The organism is Candidatus Viridilinea mediisalina, assembly GCF_002532535.1.
In the GTDB taxonomy this organism is placed as follows: Bacteria; Chloroflexota; Chloroflexia; order Chloroflexales; family Chloroflexaceae; genus Viridilinea; species Viridilinea mediisalina.
In genome coordinates, this window is the sequence record NZ_NQWI01000038.1 from 23,983 (window position 1) to 41,550 (window position 17,568).

Consider the following 17,568-nt stretch of genomic DNA (forward strand, 5'->3'; position numbering starts at 1 on the left):
CTTGTGGGTTTAAGGGCGGACAGAAAACGTGTTCATTGCCGCAAAAGAGCGCAAAGGAACGCAACAAAACTGCGGTGCCTTCGCCCCTCTCCCACAACGTGGGAGAGGGGTAGGGGGTGAGGGCCATCCTGGGCATCCCAAAGCCCTATCGGTTGCTACGCCGCCCCACCATCAACGCACCCGTCTTGGTCGACCCACGTCTGCACCGCATCCAGACTAGTCAGTTCAAACAGCGCAGTACTCAAGGCCAGCAATCGTTTAGATGGCATAGCCATAAGCTGCTGGCGCAATGCTGCGGGCACAGGCCCAAAGCGGTGTTCGAGTTGGTAGAGGAGCAGATCGCAGCGCCCCTCTTTCCTTCCCTCTTTCCTTCCCTGCTGTTCCCATTCAGAAATGAATTCCACTCCAGGCTCCTTGTTTTGATCCTGCCACGTAGCCACGTCCGCATTAAATTGTGCGGTCTCACGGGCATTGAGAGGCAGGTAGATGCTGATAAAAGTAGCGAGCATGCGTCGTTCTTCGCTATCGAGTGTCATCCCCATCAACTGCTTGAGCGCAGCAGCTTTGACGAACCACCGCTCGTTGCGGGCGATGCGCATACGTGCCATCAGAGCGGTTGCGAGCGGGTTGGCATGGCCTAGATAGTCGCGCCAATCCAAGTGATTCAATTGTACCACTTGGTATTCAAAGTTGAGAATGGTGCGCTTACCAATGCTCAAGTGGTGGCGCTGTGCCGCTGCACGTCGTGGCGATGGATAGGAGCAGAGAACCATTGGACAAATGGGGGAGTCGTAGTGATCATAGAAGCGAGCAAAGTAGCGAAACATACGCCGATCGAGGATGTCATCGTGTTGCGCTTGATGCTCAAGGTGGATCAAGATCGCCCCTGGACTAGCTTTGCTCTTGATCTGTACCAAGAGGTCTGCGTTACGCCGATCAGGATCGAGTAGATTGACAAAGGATTCCGTGGGCAACAGACTGATCGCTTGAGGGTCGAACAGTTCCAGCAGATCGGGCGCAAAGAGTTCGAGAAACTCGCTGAGAAAGGCGCTCAACAGTTGCTTAAAGATGCCGTCATGGTCAAGGCGCATAGTGTCCGTACTCCTGTAAAAAAATAGCCCTCATGGGTAATACCGCAGAAAAGGGCAAAAAGATACGGTTTTGGTAAGGGAAGCAGAAATTTTTGTTAGCACGAACAAGCCCTGGGCCCAACCTGGGTGCGCGGGCCTCCGGCCCGCATGCAGGCGCACCGCCCGTGCGAACAAAACCTCTTCATTGTTGCGTGTTGGCGGTGCAGCCGCCAACACGCAACAACAAGAGGTTTTTGAAACCTCCCCCCAAAGCCAGTTGCCGGGCGGCTGTCTAACCACCATGCCTATAGCCCGCAACCCCCCCTCAGAGTACTAGTACCCAATAGGACTAACGGCCTATTGAGCCTTCGCCTCAATTAGACTATCGTTAGGTTGGCAGAAGGTTTGAATCCAAACTTTTTTTCATGGCCTTCATTTGTATGCCGAATTACACCCCATACCCCCAAACCATTCCCAAATCAAGCTGTTCATAGGCGTACCACCGTTGTACGCAGCCGCTCTACTCCCTAAGTGAGAGTCAGTGCGTGTTGCGGATTTTTCTGTTACAATAGGCGGTAGTCATCCCACACTCTTCGCCCCCGCCCCTCGTGGGCTGGCAGAGAACGGATTCATTGCCGCAAAAGAACGCAAGGTAACATAAGAAAGTTTCGGTGCTGCGCCTCACGCTTCATCTCCTCACGCTTCATCGCTTCATCGCCTCACGCCTCCCCGCCTCCCCCCGTCCACAAGCCACGAGTATCCGCTAGGTACTAAGGAGTCCAGTATGTCATCGAGCCGAAGTTCTGCTCAACGACTGCGCAGCTTCACCCGCCGCGCAACTGCCCACCTCGTTCGTCCGTTCTTGACGTTTATGGCTGTTCTGCTCCTTGTTCTTGGCGCTACTCCCATGGCTCTGCTCGGGCCGGCCAGTGTGGCGTATGCGCAGTCGGCGGGTGGGATTAACTTCCGCCTCTATCTTGATGAGAATCGCGATGGTGCTTACCAGAGTGGTGAAACACTCTTGACGGGTGGTACTCTGGTTATCCGCACTATCGATAACCAGCTTGTAAGCCTTGGTCCGGTCTCAACTAGTGAGACGGTGACTACCCTTCCTAATGGTTTCTACCGCCTCCAGTATGTGCCGCCTGCTGGTCGTGTGATCTCTGTGCCTGGCCCTGACGCTGGCGGTCAGCGCAATACGCTGGTGCGCTTTGTGCAAATATCGGGTGCGCCTGTGCAGATCGATATGGGTCTGCGTAATGTGACTGGCTCGCCTCCGGTTGAGACTGGACACACTACCACTGCCCCTGCCAATACCCGCAGCATCGTGGTGCGCGTCTGGGACGACTTGAATGGCAATGGTATCCAGGATGCGGACGAGCCGGGACGTGAGGGCTTGACCCTGCGCTTGGTGACTGGCGATAATACTTTGGTTCCGAGCGTTGCCCAAGCTGATTACCTTGGTAATGGGTTCTACCACTTCCCCGCAGCGCCGACAACCCCCAATCTGTTTGTGCGGGTTGATGATGGTCTGCCATTAGGCTATGCGCTCTCGCCTCTTAATGTTAGCAGTATTCCCAATCCCGATTTCCCCCCGGACTTAGTTGTCTTCGAAAGGCCGCAAAATCTTAACTCCAATGGCACCATCGTTGATGGTAATCTGAGGGCATCTGTTCCTGATGGCGGTACTGGTGGAAATACTGAAGAGATTGGCATCGGCTTCACGCGTGGGGCCGTGCGTGGCTATGTCTGGCGTGATAGTAATGCCAATGGTCTGCTTGACTCCGCTGAAACTGACTGGGATGAATCTGTTAGGGTTGAGTTGGTTCCTGTAGGTGGGGGGACTACGCTTGTCACACAAACCCGATCCATCGTTGGTCCAGGTGAACGCGGAGGCTTCTATGAGTTCCGCGGTGTGCCTTTTGGCGACTATACCGTGCGTATTTCGAGCACGATGTTTGCGGGAGATGCTCCACTTGATGGTACGGCTACTTCGCCAATTACGGTTAGCGGTAGTCAGGGCAATCCCGCTAATAGCGTGATGAGCCCAGGTAGTGTTGTCACTGCAAGTGTCTCCCTTACCAATACCGATATTGCTGGTGGCTCCCATGTTGCCGACGATGCTTGGTTTGGCTTCTACCGTGGCTCGGTTGGTGGCGTGATCTGGTACGATCTGAATCGCAACAATGCCATTGATATCGCCACAGAGACAGGTTTGGGCCTCGATGATATCATTCTCTGTGTTGATGCCAATAGTAATGGTATCTGTGATTCAGGTGAGATAACAACCACGACGAGGTTCGATTTTGCTTCTAATTCATCTGGTCGCTACCTCTTTGACAATCTGACCTTGGGCCAAGCATATACCATCACCCTCCACCAAGACAATTTTGCTCCCGGTGGTAGGCTAGAGGGTCATGGTGTATTGACCGACACAGTTGTGTTGAGCGGTACGAATTCGTTCTACACCTCCACAGCAGTGCTTAACGCTCCTGGTAGTAGTGCCGTTGTTGATGACGCGAACTTCCCCATCATCCGTACCCGCGTCGGTAACCAGGTCTTCATTGATGATGATGGTAATGGCATTTTCACTCCAGCTCTTGGCGAAACGGGCATTCAGAGCGTGACCGTCAGCCTCTATCGCGCTGCCACTGGCTCACTGGTCTATACGACGACCACTGATGCCTCTGGCGTCTATACCCTGCCCGAGACGTTGCTTGCAGTGCAGTACTATGCCACCTTTGCGTTGAGTAGTGCTACCGGTTTGCCGAGTGATTGGCAGGATTTTAGGCCGAGTCCGATTGACCTTACTCGCCCTGATCTTCCCGTTAGCAATCCGGTCGATCCGGCAGAGGAAGGTGGCACTGTTGACTATAGCGATGTCCTTGCCACGCCCTTTACTGATACAACTCACCTTTGGTATACGCCTGTCTTTACTCCTGACGTTCAGTTGCCGACCAACAATGGCGTAGACGCCGGCTTCTTCGCCCTTACCGAGGTTGGGGGTAAGGTCTTCTTTGATACCAATGATAATGCACGTGATGATGGTCGTAATGAGCCCGGTATGCGCGGCGTGACGGTGACGCTGCAGAGTGGCTTGACATCTTTCAACGCTGAAGTGGCAACGCTACTTGATGGATCGGGCTTCTACACCTTTACCCAGGTACCTCCCGGCCCCTATACCGTTACGGTGATCAATCCTAACGACACGATCTTTGAGTTTGTTGCTCAGGATACGGTTAGTCCGACGTTGCCCCTGACCAATAGCCTTGAAGTGAGTGATGTGCTCACCTCTACGGGGGAGACTACCTTTACGCTGCGTTCGGGGACAACTAATCATGGCGTTAACGCCGGCTTCCGTGCCCTCGGTAGCGTCACTGGCCTCATCTTTGAGGACGTGGATGGCTCCGGGACACTCAACCAAGCAGGGCCTGGTCTGAATGACCTCCTCCATGAGGGTACGGCCACGGTGACGGTCAACGTCAACTTGCCGAGTTTGGTTGCCGATTACACCACCACCACTACTGCACTGGATACTGGCCCTTGGGGAACACCTAACTACACCCTGACCAACTTGGTCTTTGGTGATGGTGTGACCTATGCGCTCCAGTTTGAGCCGTCTGATTCCACCAATTTCTTCCCCACGGTGCCTGGGGCGACGACAAGCATAACTGCTAGCCATGGCCCCATTAATGGGTCGGCGCTGGTGCTTACCGATCCCGTCTCGCCCACCGTCCTCAATCAGGGCTACGTGCAGCCTATTACGCTCACCGCCCGCGTCTTTGAAGATCGCGGCATGCCGCCGCTCAATGAGTGGGAGTTGGGTGATCCGGGGATTGATAGTCATCTTGTTCTCGTTACCTACACCGGTTCGCTGAATTGGGCTGGTTCGCCTTTGACCACCACGGCGACAGCCAACACGGTTGGTGATGGCACGCTTGCTGAGAGTGGCATTGTAACCTTTGCAACCTCCCTGCGCCTCCCGCCTGGTACCTATCAGGTAGGAACAGGTGTCCCGGCTGGCTACATGCGCGTGCCGGCTAATACGGGCATTACTACGACCGAGTTGATTACCAGTGGTAGCTTCTTGGCTACGGAGACGACTGAGCCCGGTACCACCAACGTCTTTGGCCACGTTCGCCCGGCAACGATTACCGGTACGGTCTTCTTCGACCGCGATGAGAACGATCTGCTGGACAATGATCCCGGCGTGCAGGGTGTGACCGTGACGCTGCGTGCTGTCGCTGGCGCTACCTTCAGCCCGACCTCGTTCGTCACTACGACCAACTCTTCGGGCCTCTACACCTTCACCAATGTCCAGCCCTTCACCTATACGATCGAATTCGAGAACCCGGATACCACCAACTTCGCCTTCCGTCTGGGTGCCGCTGGTGACAACAGTGTAACCACCACCACGGTGGCCCTTGGCTACACCGAAGCCTTCACGGTCGCTTCGGGTGACGGTGCCGAACTTAACGCCGCCCTGCGAGGTACCGGCGCGATTACTGGTACCGTCTGGGAAGACTTGGATGGCGATGGCCAGCTTGATGTTGGTGAGCTTGGTGTGGATGGTGCTGCGGTGACGGTGACCCTTACGGTCGATTCGCTGTTCCTTGCTTCGTCAGTAACGGTTACCCGCACTGAGACTGTTGATGCCACGGGCCTCTACACCTTCACCGGCCTGCCCAGTGGCAACTACGACACCACCTCTGTTGCACCCCCTGGTTGGGCACCGACGGTGAGTTTGGGTACAACGAACAGTGCTGCGCCGAGCCGCACCAACATCTCCTTCACTGCGCCCAACACCGGCACGCTCAACCACGGCTACTACCAGCCCATCTCGGTGACGGCGCGTGTCTTTGTGGACGCGAGTGTGCCGCCCGCCAACCAGTGGGACGATGGGGAAGCAGGGGTTGATCCTGCGGCCACTGTCAACCTCACCTACACTGGTGCCCTCTTGAACGATTGGGCCTCCGTGCTGGCTGGTGCGACGCTCAGCCAAAACAGCGTGGTCTCTACTGGCCTTGTTACCTTTACCAACCTGCCTCCGGGCGAGTATCGGATCAGTGTTGACCCCGACACGGTGACGGGCTACCTGCCGGTGCCTGGTAATCAAGGCTTTACGAATACCGGCCTGATTGAGAGTGGCCAAGGTTCGTTGACCGAGGTTGCCCCGGCGACGACTGGTACCACCAATGTCTTTGGCTATGTCGAGGCAGCCGCCATCACCGGTACGATCTGGTTCGACATTGATCAGGATGACAGCCTTGATCCGGGTGAGCCAGGGATGAGTGGCGTGACAGTTGAGTTGCGCGATGAGAATGGCGATGCGTTTACGCTTGGCGATCCCTTCCGTCCATCCAACGTGCTTACACAGACCGATAACTTGGGTGTCTACACCTTCACTGGCCTGCTGCCCTACACCTATACGGTCTACTTCATCAACCCGGATGAAACCAACTTCGCGTTCCGCGAGGGCGCTCTGTCGCAAAACAGCGTCACCGATACGACTACCATTGGTTTGGCTGACTATGGCCGTACCGATCCCTTCCCCGTTGCTTCGGGCGTCACGGTGACGCGCAATGCGGCGATGGAGGGCACGGGTGAGGTTGTCGGCTTAGTCTGGCATGATGAGAATGGTGATGGTGAATCTGCTGGTGAGCCTGGTTTGGATGGGGCGCAGGTGACGGTGACCCTCACCTTGCCTTCTTCCTCACTCTTCCCCCTTGGTGCGCCAACAGTGACTAGTTCTTACCCCATCACATCTTCGGGTTTCTACACCTTCACCGGCCTACCGGGAGGGAATCTAAGCAACACTTCCGCGCCTCCAGCGGGTGCATGGACACCCACGGCGCTTGGTATCGCTGGTGGCAATAGTGTTGCGCCTCTTACAACGACTAATTTCGTTGCGAATACTGGTGCAATCCTCAACCACGGCTACTACCAGCCGATCACCATCACAGCGCGGGTTTTTGAAGACCAGTCCATGCCGCCCGATAATGTCTGGCAGGATACTGAACCAGCGACGAACCCGGCTGCTGAAGTACGTCTGAGCTATGATGGTAGTGGCACATTGAATGCTGCCAACTGGCCCAGCATCTTCACCACCGATCCGCTGACGACAACCTCTGCTGGTGTGGGTGGTATTGCGACCTTCGCCAACCTGCCCCCCGGTGGCTACACCCTCGAAGTGGTGACCCCCACCAACTACCTCGCCGTGCCAGGCAACCCGATCATCTCCGGTACCTTCACCCTGGCGAGCGGTAGCACGGATGGCCAGACTGAGCTCGCTGAGCCAGGTACAACCAATGTCTTTGGCTATGCCCGCGCTGCGATCATTACCGGCACCGTCTGGTTCGATAGTGATCAAGACAATGTGTTGGATGCGCTAGAGGTCGGCTTTGCTGGCGTGACGGTCGAGCTACGCAGCGAGGCTGGCGCTCCGCTCGCGCCTGTTGTGACGACGACGACCAATGCGAGTGGTATCTACATCTTCAACAACGTTCTGCCGCTTACCTACACGGTGCAGTTCTACAGCCCCGGTGCCACCTTCGCCTACAGCGATACCGTGAGCGGCAACAACGATGTTGACACGCTGGATGGTGCCGCTGGCCGTACCGCTACCTTCACCGTGAATTCGGGTGATGAAGAGCAGTTCAACGCTGCCGTGGTTGGTATCGGCAGTGTGGTTGGCTTTGCCTGGGAGGATAGCAACGGCAACGGCCTCATTGAAGGCGGCGAGCCTGCGCTACCTGGTGCGACGGTGGCGCTGACCCTCACGGGCACCATTGGCACAAACAATGCGCCGATTACGGTTACGCGGGTGGCAAATCCGGTTGGTGGGACGGGGATATACTCCTTCACCGGCCTGCCTAGTGGCGACATTGAAGACCTCATCTTCACCGCGCCTGCTGGTTGGGTGGAGACCGTTTTTGTTAATGACCCCAATGCTAGCAATGCGCCTTCCACTCCGGTTCCCTTTACCGCCGCGACAACGCCGATCTCCTACAATCAGGGCTACGTCCAGCTTGTCACGGTGACCGGGCGGGTCTGGTTCGATAACAACGACAACAATACCTACCAAGGCGGCGAGGGTCTCTTCGAGAACGCCGAGGTGCATGTCGTCAACCTGACGAGCAATCTGACGACGACGGTACGCACTGATGCCAACGGAGAGTACGAGGCTACCTTGGCCCCTGGTGAGCTTCAAGTGCGCGTGCCCAACCCCAGCACTGACGACTTCGCCTTCCTTGAGTTGGGCAATGCTGAGAGTCAGATTACTGGCACGGACGGCCTGAATCGTGGTCTCACGCCGCAGTTCGCGCTCGCTTCGGGTGCTGCTGAGACGCGTAACGTGGGTCTCCGTGGTACCTTCACCATGAGCGGTGCCGTCTTCCTTGATGACAATGGCAATGGCTTGGTGGGTACGAAGGAGCGGCTGGACAACGCTACGGTCAATCTGACCCACACGGTCAACATCGTTGCCGCTGGCCAAGTCACGCTGACCACCACGATCAACCGTGAGTTCACGCCAACCACCACGGCGCTAACCAACTACACCATCCCCAACCTGCCTGGCTCTGGCACAGGTGGCTTCACCCTGACCTTCACCGCCCCTCCGACCACGACGCTGCTTGTCCCGACGGTGGCGACGCCCAACGATCCCGCTCGCAGCAACGGCCCGGTCGTGAACGGCACGCTAACTGGCGACGCCACCTTCAACCAGGGCTACGCCAGCCCGATTACGGTCACGGGTCGCGTCTGGTTCGATAACAACGCCAACAACACCTACGAGGTTGGCGAGGGTCTCTTCGACAACGCTACGGTACACGTTGTCAACGTATCGAGCAGCCCGGAGATTAGCCATACGGTCACGACGGTGAATGGTTTCTACACCAGCACCGGCCAGATTCCACCTGGCCAGATCATGATCCGTGTGCCCAACCCGAGTGTGGATGACTACAACTTCTTGACGCTCAACAATGCAGAGAGCCATTTGAATGCTGTTAGCGCCAATGTCGCTTCGACGTCGCAGTTGGCAGTGCCTTCGGGCGGGACGCTTGAACGCAATGCTGGATTGACCGGTGTGCGCACGCTTACTGGTACGGTCTTTGTGGATACCAATGGTGATGGCATCTTGGAAGCCACCGAGACGGATCGGGTGAATGGCACGACGGTCAACTTGACCCATACCGTCAACCTGAATACGGGTGGGGTGGTACTCGACACCGTGATCACGCGCACGGCAACGAGTAATGCCTCTGGCCTTTACTCCATTGGTAACCTGCCCGCATCGGGTACAGAAACGGCGGTGGTGAGCTTCACCGCGCCTGCTGTGACGCCCGCTTGGCTGCCAACCCTGCAAGGGACGCCAGCCACGGCCACCAATAGCGCCGGGCCGCTTGCTACCGACATTACCATTGACGACACGACGCCGCCCATCAACCAGGGCTACGTCCAGTCGGTCACGGTTCAGGGTGTGGTCTGGTTTGATAACGACAACGACACGGAACGCCAGGTTGGTGAAGGTGTGGTTGAGGGTGTCACGGTTGAGGTGCGAAACGTTACTCATAATGAGGACGAGACGTTGACCACCGACGCCTCGGGCCGCTTCACGACGACCACAGCGCTGCCGCCCGGTGAGTTTGTGGTACGTGTGCAGAACCCGATTCCTTCTGAGTTCACCTTCGTCCTTGCTGGCGATAGCATTCTGAGTGATACCACTGTGGTGGACTGGGCGAGTAGTGAACCATTCACTGTGAACTCGGGTGGTACTGAGGATGTGGTGACGGGCCTCACTGGGGTGCGCAGCATCATTGGTCGCGTCTTTGTGGATACTGATGGTGATGGCACTGTGGGCACCAAGCCTGCGTTGTCTGGTGCTACGGTTGATCTCATCCACGATGTGCGCTTCGAAAACACTTCCGGGATTACCTTGGTGACCACGATCAACCGCGAAGTTACCAGTGATGGTACGGCTGCTGCTGATCCAAACTACACCATTCCGAACCTGCCTGGCTCTGGCACCGGTACCTTCACGGTGACTTTCTCGCCGCCTGATCTGACTTGGCAACCGACCATCTCTAGCACGGCAACAACCGCGAGCAATGGCCCGGTCGTCACGGGTACCCTGAACGATGCCACCCCGCAACCCATCAACCAGGGCTACTACGAGCAGGCGCGCATTACTGGTACGGTCTTCTTCGACCGCAACCAGAACGATTGGCTGGCTGGCAACCCAGGGATGTCCGGTGTCACGGTGACCCTGCGCTTGGCCAGTGATGTGAATACGCCCATCCTGACCGACACAACCAACGCAAGTGGCTTGTACGAGTTCAATGTCGCACCCAACACCTACGTCGTTGAGTTCGTCAACCCCGATGCCACCAACTTCCAGTTCAGGGCAACGGCAGAAAACGACAATGCGGTGGATACAACGCTTGTTGACGCCTTCGGCAATGGCCGCACCGCCAACATCGTTGTCGAGTCGGGTACCCCCGAGACGCGCAACGCGGCGATGGAGGGTAGGGGGATGATCAGCGGTGACGCCTGGATTGACCCCAATGCTGATGGCGTGCGTGCAGGCGGTGAAACTACGCTGGATGGCATGACCTTTGAGTTGACCTTCCAGACCACTGTGTCGCCCTACCTCGCCTCGACGACCATCACGCGCACGTTGAGCGATGCGAGCAACTACGGTTTCGATGGTCTACCAAATGGTACGATCACGACGCTGACCTTCACGCCGCCGACGGCAACGCCGCCTTGGAATCCGACGACCTACAACGCGACGCATAGCAATTTGGTGGATGCTGATGACACAACCTTCGTAGCCGTTGATGGTGCAAACTACTACCAGGGCTACTACCAGAACGCCACGATCACGCTGCGCCTCTTCGATGAGGAGGTAACGGTCAACAACAGCTTCGACGCTGGTGAGGTGGGCTTGGCAGGGATTCAGGCGACGCTCAGCCCGGCGGCGGTGGGTACCATTCCGTTGAGCGATGCCGATGGTTACGTGACCTTCACCGTGCGTCCGGCGGTTGTCAGCTACACGCTGCGTGTACCCACGCCAGACACCTACAGCCGCTCACCGGGCAATGAGGAGATTCGTGAGATTGCCAATGTTTCCAGTGGCGATATCATTGAACTGTTGAACTTCGGCTTCTACCGACCGAGTAGCATCGCCGGACGGGCCTGGTTCGACAGCAACCGTGATGGTCTCTATCAGTTGGGTGAGCCGTTGATGCAGGGGCTTGAGGTGCAGTTGATCGGAATTGATGGTGCCAGTGACGAGCTGGTGCAGACCTGGCCCGCAACTGACCTTGAGGGTGGCTTCAGTTTCTCCGGCCTCGTGCCGACCGGCCCGGCCCCCTTGCCCTACACGCAGTACCGCATCTGCTTCGTGGGCGTGCCCACTGGCTTTGTGGCTGCCGAACGGGTTGGCCCGCTGTCGGCTGAGGGTAATAGCGACATCAATGCCGACTTCTGCACCGATAACTTCACCGTGGCCCCCAGCCGCGCTATCCTCCACATCGATGCAGGCTTCGTTGGTAACAACACCATTAGCGGTATGGTCTGGGAAGACTTGAATGCTGATGGTATCCGCGATGATGGTGAGCCCGGCCTTGAGGGTGTGGTGGTGACGGTGATGGTCACTGCGACCAGCACGCTCACCCCGACGGTGGCGACGATGAGCGCGACCTCGGATGCGACGGGCGCCTACACCATTACTGGTGTGCCGGCTGCCAATGCCTACCACGTTGTGAGTGCCGAGCCGCCCTTGGGCTATATGCGCTCGACGCCGCTGCCCGCAGCGGGTACGAGTGTTCCGGCTACGCTCGCTGACATTGGCTTCTTCCAGGTCTCTTCGGTTGGTGGCTTCGCTTGGCTCGACCTCAATGAGGATGGTGAGTTTGCGGGTGAGCCCGGTGTGGTTGATGTGACGGTTGAGTTGCTACGCAATGGCACCGTAGTGAGTACGACCGCGACGGCGGCTACGGCCAACGCGATTAACTACCGCTTCAACAACATTGATCCGGGCACCTACACGCTGCGCTTCACGGCGCCGACTGGCTATGTCTTCATCAGCAACGGGACGAACAGCTTCACCAGTGCTGCTGTCACCATCCTGAGTGCTGAGGATCCGCCGCAGCGGGTTGACGTGGCCCTGCGTGGGACGGCCAGCATTGCTGGTGAGACCTGGGTGGACGCGAACCGCGACGGTGTCCGCGATGCGGGCGAGGCGGCACTGGGTGGCGTGGCGGTGCAGTTGAGCATCGCGGTGGTGGGGGCAACTGAGCCCTTCGTTGCCAACACGACCACGGGTGATGATGGCAGCTACAGCTTTAGCAACCTGCCTCCGGGTCTTGCCACGGTGAGCTTCACCACGCCGGCGGGCTACGTGCCCACGCACGATGCGCCAGCAGCCTTTGATCTGACGGCGGGTGCAGCAGTGGACGACGTGGACCAGGGCTTTGCGGTTGAGTTGACCGCCAGCATCGCTGGTTTGGCCTGTGTGGACGCGAACGACAACGGCACCTGTGACGCAGGTGAGGCGGGTCTGGCTGGGGTGGCTGTCCAGTTGAGCATTGCGCTTGAGGATGGCACCACCTTCACCGCCAGCACCGCTACGGGCAACGACGGACGCTACAGCTTCGTCAACCTGCCTCCTGGCACGGCTACGGTGAACTTCACCACGCCGGCGGGCTATGAGCCCACCGGCACAGCCCCTGCCCCCTTCGCCTTGGCGGTGGGTCAGGCTGTGGAGAACGTGAACCGCAGCTTTGTCGCCCTGGTGCCGCAGACTGCCAGCATCGCTGGTACGACCTGTGTAGACGTGAACCGCAACGGTGTCTGTGACGCGGGTGAGGCTGGCCTCGCTGGCGTGCAGGTACAGTTGAGCATTGCGGTGGAAGGTGGCGACGCCTTTACCGCCAACGCCACCACGGGTGAGGACGGCAGCTACCGCTTCGCCAACCTGCCTGCGGGCGCGGCCACCTTGACCTTCGTGACGCCGGAAGGCTACGAGGCGACGGGGACTGAAGGGCTTGTGCGGAACATCACGCTGGCGGTGGGCCAGGCGGTTACCGACGTGAACCAGGGCTTCGCCGAGTTGCTTGCAGAGCCTGCGGGTATCGCTGGCCGCACCTGTGTGGATACGAACCGCAACGGCACCTGTGACGCAGGTGAGGCTCCGTTGGCTGGTGTGGTGGTGCGGTTGAGCATCGGCGGGCTTACGCCTGAGGCAATCACTGGTGATGATGGAAGCTACAGCTTCACCAACCTGCCTGCGGGCGCGGCGACCTTGACCTTCGTGACGCCGGAAGGCTACGAGGCGACGGGTACGGCTGGTCTCGTGCGGAACATCACGCTGACGGCGGGCCAGACTGTGGTTGACGTGAACCAGGGCTTCGTCCAGATCACGGAAGAAGACCCCACCTTCTACGTCTACCTACCGCTGGTTGCTAAGGCACCGGAAACACAGCCGGAGCCGGAGCGCTTGCCCGACCTGGTGGTGACGGCGATTAACGTCATCCCCGGCGAACCGCAGGGCTACACGGCAGCGCGGGTGGAAGTCACCATCCGCAACGACGGCGACGCCCCGGCGAGCGGCTTCTGGGTAGACCTCTACGTCAACCCCAGTGCGGCGCCGAACGTCAACCAGCGCTGGAACGACCTAGCGGTGCCGGAACACTTCTACGGCATTGCCTGGGACGTTGTCACCCCGCTGCAGCCCGGTGAGGAGCGCGTGCTGGTGAGTGAGCCGCGTAGCGAAGACGTTCCGAACGGCTTCGCCCCCAGCGTCAGCATCTGGCCTGGCTACTTCGCCAACGGTGCCAACAAGCTCTACGCCTTCGTAGATAGTTGGAACCGTGACGTGGATACTGGTGAGGTTGATCCGAACGGAGCGGTACGCGAGAGCAACGAAGAGAACAACCGCTTCGAGCGCGACATCAACGTCATCCCGGGCACGGCCCCCGCCGATCTGCCCACGGTTGACCCCAGTTCGATCCCGATGCGCTAGGCACGGAGAGTGCGCTGGCTGAGCTTGTCGAAGCCAGCGCACAGAGGTTTTGGAGAGGTACAGAGAATTCACCACAGAGGCACAGAGAGCACAGAGAGGGTTTGGGAATGCCCTAGATGGCCCTCACCCCCCTTCCCCCTTCGGCAAGCTCAGGGCACCGCCTCTCCCACGTTGTGGGAGAGGGGGCGCAGGTAGCGTAGTCTCCTTCTGTTCCCCTGTTCTTCCGTTCCTCTGTTCTTCTGTTCCCCTGTTCTTCCGTTCTTCTGTTCTTGTAAAGAAAGAAGCCACCTATGCAACGACAACGCACGAAGTTCGCATGGATCGTCGGTGTGATGATCGCAATGGCCATGGTCTTCGCCTTTGCTCCGGTTGCGGCTTTTGCCCAAGATGCCCCCCCTGATCGGCCCCCGGTGGAGCAGCCCCAGCCGGAGCCCCAGCCGGAGCCCCAGCCGGAGCCCCAGCCGGAGCCCCAGCCGGAGCCCCAGCCGGAGCCCGATCCTGCCCCGCCGCCCGCGTCTGAGCCGAGTGCGCCTGCGCCTGCGCCGGCACCGGCTGCCTGGGGACGGATTACCGGCACTGTGATTGATCTACGCACTGGCGCGCCCCAGCCAGGGATTGAGGTGGTGATTGGGGGCCAAACGGTCGCCAGCGATGCCTATGGCAACTACGATCTCTGGGTGCGTGCGGGAGTCTACAATGTGGCACTGCACGTCCGTGCGGAGCAGGGTGAAGCGGCAACCGCGCCGCAGAACGTGCGCGTGTGGGGCAATGACGTAGTTGTGGTTCACCTCTACATCATGGGCCCTGCGCTCGAACCGGCCCCGATGCCCGAACCGATGCCCATGCCTGAACCTGAGCCCATCCCCATGCCTGAGCCCATGCCTGAGCTGCCACCCGAAGTGGTTGTGCCCATCACCCTGCCCCAGACTGGTGGCAATGGTGTTGGGTTGCTGCCCTTGACCATGGCGGGCCTCGTGCTGATGCTGATCGGCTTCTTTGTGGTTCGCCCCAGCCGAAAGGCCGATAGCCGAAAGGCGATAGGCGATAGCCGAAAGGCCGATAGGCGATAGGCGATAGCCGAAAGGCCGATAGGCGATAGGCGAAAGGCCGATAGGCGATAGCCGAAAGGCCGATAGGCGATAGGCGATAGCCGATAGGCGATAGGCGAAAGGCGAAAGGCGATAGGCGATAGGCGAAAGGCCGATAGGCGAAAGGCCGATAGGCGAAAGGCCGATAGGCGAAAGGCCGATAGGCGAAAGGCCGATAGGCGAAAGGCCGATAGGCGAAAGGCCGATAGGCGAAAGGCCGATAGGCGAAAGGCCGATAGGCGAAAGGCCGATAGGCGAAAGGCCGATAGGCGAAAGGCCGATAGGCGAAAGGCCGATAGGCGAAAGGCATAGGCGAAAGGCCGATAGGCGAAAGGCCGATAGGCGAAAGGCCGATAGGCGAAAGGCCGATAGGCGAAAGGCCGATAGCCGAAAGGCCGATAGCCGAAAGGCCGATAGCTAAAAGAGGGTAGAAGTACGGTGTACCGTGCTTCTACCCTTTTGCGCTACATCCTATATCCTATATCCTATATCCTATATCCTAAACATGCGTACCATCTGTCTCTATTGCGGGGCGCGCCACGGTGCCGACCCCATGTACACTGCGGCAGCCGAGGAACTCGGGATTGCCCTTGCCAGCCGGGGCTGGCGGCTCGTCTATGGCGGGGGGAGTATTGGCTTGATGGGGGATGCGGCGCGCGCGGCGCTTGAGCATGGCGGCGAGGTGGTTGGCGTCATTCCCCGTAATCTTGTGGAGCGTGAACAGGGTCTTGCGACAGTCACCGAGTTGGTGGTTACCGAAACACTGCGTGAGCGTAAGGCGATCATGTTTGAGCGTAGCGATGCTTTTGTGGCCCTACCGGGTGGCTTTGGCACGCTTGAAGAGGTACTCGAAACGCTCACCTTGCGCCAGTTGCGTTACCACAACAAGCCGATCTACTTCCTCAATGTGGGCGCCTTCTATGAACCGCTCTTCGCCTTCTTTCACCATGTGAACCGCACCCAGTTTATTCAGCCCTCCCACTTTGATCTCTTCGAGGTCTGTCCTGATGTGCCTAGCCTGATGGATCGCTTGGCAAATATCTAGCGATCAGGTCGTCTAAGCCTTGACCGGCTAAGAAATCACGGGTATAGCGCTGAAGTTCTGCGGCCTCCTCTTCGACCAACGCGGCCCCTTGCAGGGCCGCTAATTTTATGCGTTCGCGCCACGAGATGTAGCCGTCGAAGATGAAGCCTAAGAGGATGATGAGGGTTGTGAGTTGACGTAATTCGTGAGGGGCGGCTTGCAAACGTTGCTCAAAACCAGGTTCGAGCAGGTGGCGTTCGCGTGCAGCGATGCCGTAGTGTTCCAAGAACATCTGGGTCAGCAACAAATGGTTGTGATGGTAGTCGCGTTTGCTGATCGCAATGTATTGAAGCGTGTCGTACAGCAGATCTTCGCCGGCGCGATCAAGTGGGCCAGCGGGCAGGCGTGGCTTGATCTGGTTGAGAATGGCCCGGCCCATGATCAGCACCTGCGCTTCACGCTGGATACGGCGGGCCGCAAGGGCGTTGATGGTGCCATACACTGGGACGCCACTAAAATCAAGTACTAAGCGCAAAGCCGAACGGCCCAAGATACGCAAGAGCAGCATGCGCACAATGCGGTGGGTAATCGTTCCTTTGAGCTTCAACATGCTATTGAAGATCCAGAGGCCCAGCCGATTCACCCCTTGGTAGGGATCGATCCCATAGTTAGCCAATTCGCGCGCCGGGGTCTGAAGCGCCACCTCCATGACCGCATCACGCCGGGTTGCACGGCTGTTGGCATGGATAAAGCCGGTCACCACCGCCACACGATGCACGCTGTAGAGGTTCAGGATGATCAACAGCAGCAACTCGATGACCACAATGATGCCAATCCAGGCCCAAAAGACTGGCTCAAGGCTGATGGGTTGCTCAAAGAAGGGCAAGGTGACACTCACCACCGGAAACAACTGCGGAAAGATGTAGTAGACCAGAAAGAGCAATGAGTTGCTGATGATGGAGATAGAGAAGCCAACGATCATCACGACGCGGCGCAAGGAATGCAGTTCGTCCTGCTCTTGCCGATCAAGTGTGTGCAAGCCACTCGTCTGCTTACGCACCTCAAGCGGAAAGCGGTCAAAAATGTAGCGGTAGAGTTTTTCCATGAAGGAGGAAGTATCGTCTTTCAGAGCTTTGGGAAGCCCTCAGCAAAAAAATCGTTAGCGCGAAGAAGCTCTGGGCTCGTAGAGGGGCGTCGCGTTGGCTGAGCTTGTCGAAGCCACCGCGACGTTGGCTGAGCTTGTCGAAGCCACCGAGCCAACGTCGCAGCCCAGAACTTTTTTGCGCTAAGACATGGTTTCAGAAACGGCCTTTCAGCTTTACAGTTGGAGTGCCGACTTTAGTCGGCATCCCATGGCAA

The 17,568-nt window shown here is 58.2% G+C and carries 5 protein-coding genes; 3 read left to right on the forward strand and 2 right to left on the reverse strand.

Features of this window, described 5'->3' with window-relative positions; all coding sequences use genetic code 11:
• Positions 1 to 155 precede the first annotated feature (155 nt).
• Positions 156 to 1,091, reverse strand: coding sequence for a DUF4351 domain-containing protein (locus CJ255_RS10205; protein ID WP_097644001.1), 936 nt, complete (start codon positions 1,089 to 1,091; stop codon positions 156 to 158).
• A gap of 763 nt (positions 1,092 to 1,854) precedes the next feature.
• On the opposite strand from CJ255_RS10205, the gene CJ255_RS10210 reads away from it, so the two are divergent.
• The 3 genes from CJ255_RS10210 (at position 1,855) to CJ255_RS10230 (ending at position 16,230) form a co-directional block, all read left to right on the forward strand.
• Positions 1,855 to 14,097 (forward strand): SdrD B-like domain-containing protein, encoded by a 12,243-nt coding sequence (locus CJ255_RS10210; protein WP_097644002.1) that lies wholly within the window; start codon positions 1,855 to 1,857, stop codon positions 14,095 to 14,097.
• Between the two features lie 290 nt (positions 14,098 to 14,387).
• Positions 14,388 to 15,167 (forward strand): LPXTG cell wall anchor domain-containing protein, encoded by a 780-nt coding sequence (locus CJ255_RS23510; protein WP_165774658.1) that lies wholly within the window; start codon positions 14,388 to 14,390, stop codon positions 15,165 to 15,167.
• Between the two features lie 523 nt (positions 15,168 to 15,690).
• The gene (locus tag CJ255_RS10230) at positions 15,691 to 16,230 is read left to right on the forward strand and encodes an LOG family protein (protein ID WP_097644005.1); all 540 of its coding nucleotides are present in this window, start codon (positions 15,691 to 15,693) and stop codon (positions 16,228 to 16,230) included.
• Here the strand turns inward: CJ255_RS10230 and CJ255_RS10235 are convergent.
• The gene (locus CJ255_RS10235; protein ID WP_097644006.1) at positions 16,199 to 17,314 is read right to left on the reverse strand and encodes an LBF_2804 family protein; all 1,116 of its coding nucleotides are present in this window, start codon (positions 17,312 to 17,314) and stop codon (positions 16,199 to 16,201) included. The two genes, CJ255_RS10230 and CJ255_RS10235, sit on opposite strands and share 32 nt — an antisense overlap.
• Positions 17,315 to 17,568 lie beyond the last annotated feature (254 nt).

Coding starts and splice junctions, on each gene's coding strand:
- CJ255_RS10210 (WP_097644002.1), top strand. CDS start 1,855: ATGTCATCGAGCCGAAGTTCTGCTCAACGACTGCGCAGCTTCACCCGC.
- CJ255_RS23510 (WP_165774658.1), top strand. CDS start 14,388: ATGCAACGACAACGCACGAAGTTCGCATGGATCGTCGGTGTGATGATC.
- CJ255_RS10205 (WP_097644001.1), bottom strand. CDS start 1,091: ATGCGCCTTGACCATGACGGCATCTTTAAGCAACTGTTGAGCGCCTTT.
- CJ255_RS10235 (WP_097644006.1), bottom strand. CDS start 17,314: ATGGAAAAACTCTACCGCTACATTTTTGACCGCTTTCCGCTTGAGGTG.
- CJ255_RS10230 (WP_097644005.1), top strand. CDS start 15,691: ATGCGTACCATCTGTCTCTATTGCGGGGCGCGCCACGGTGCCGACCCC.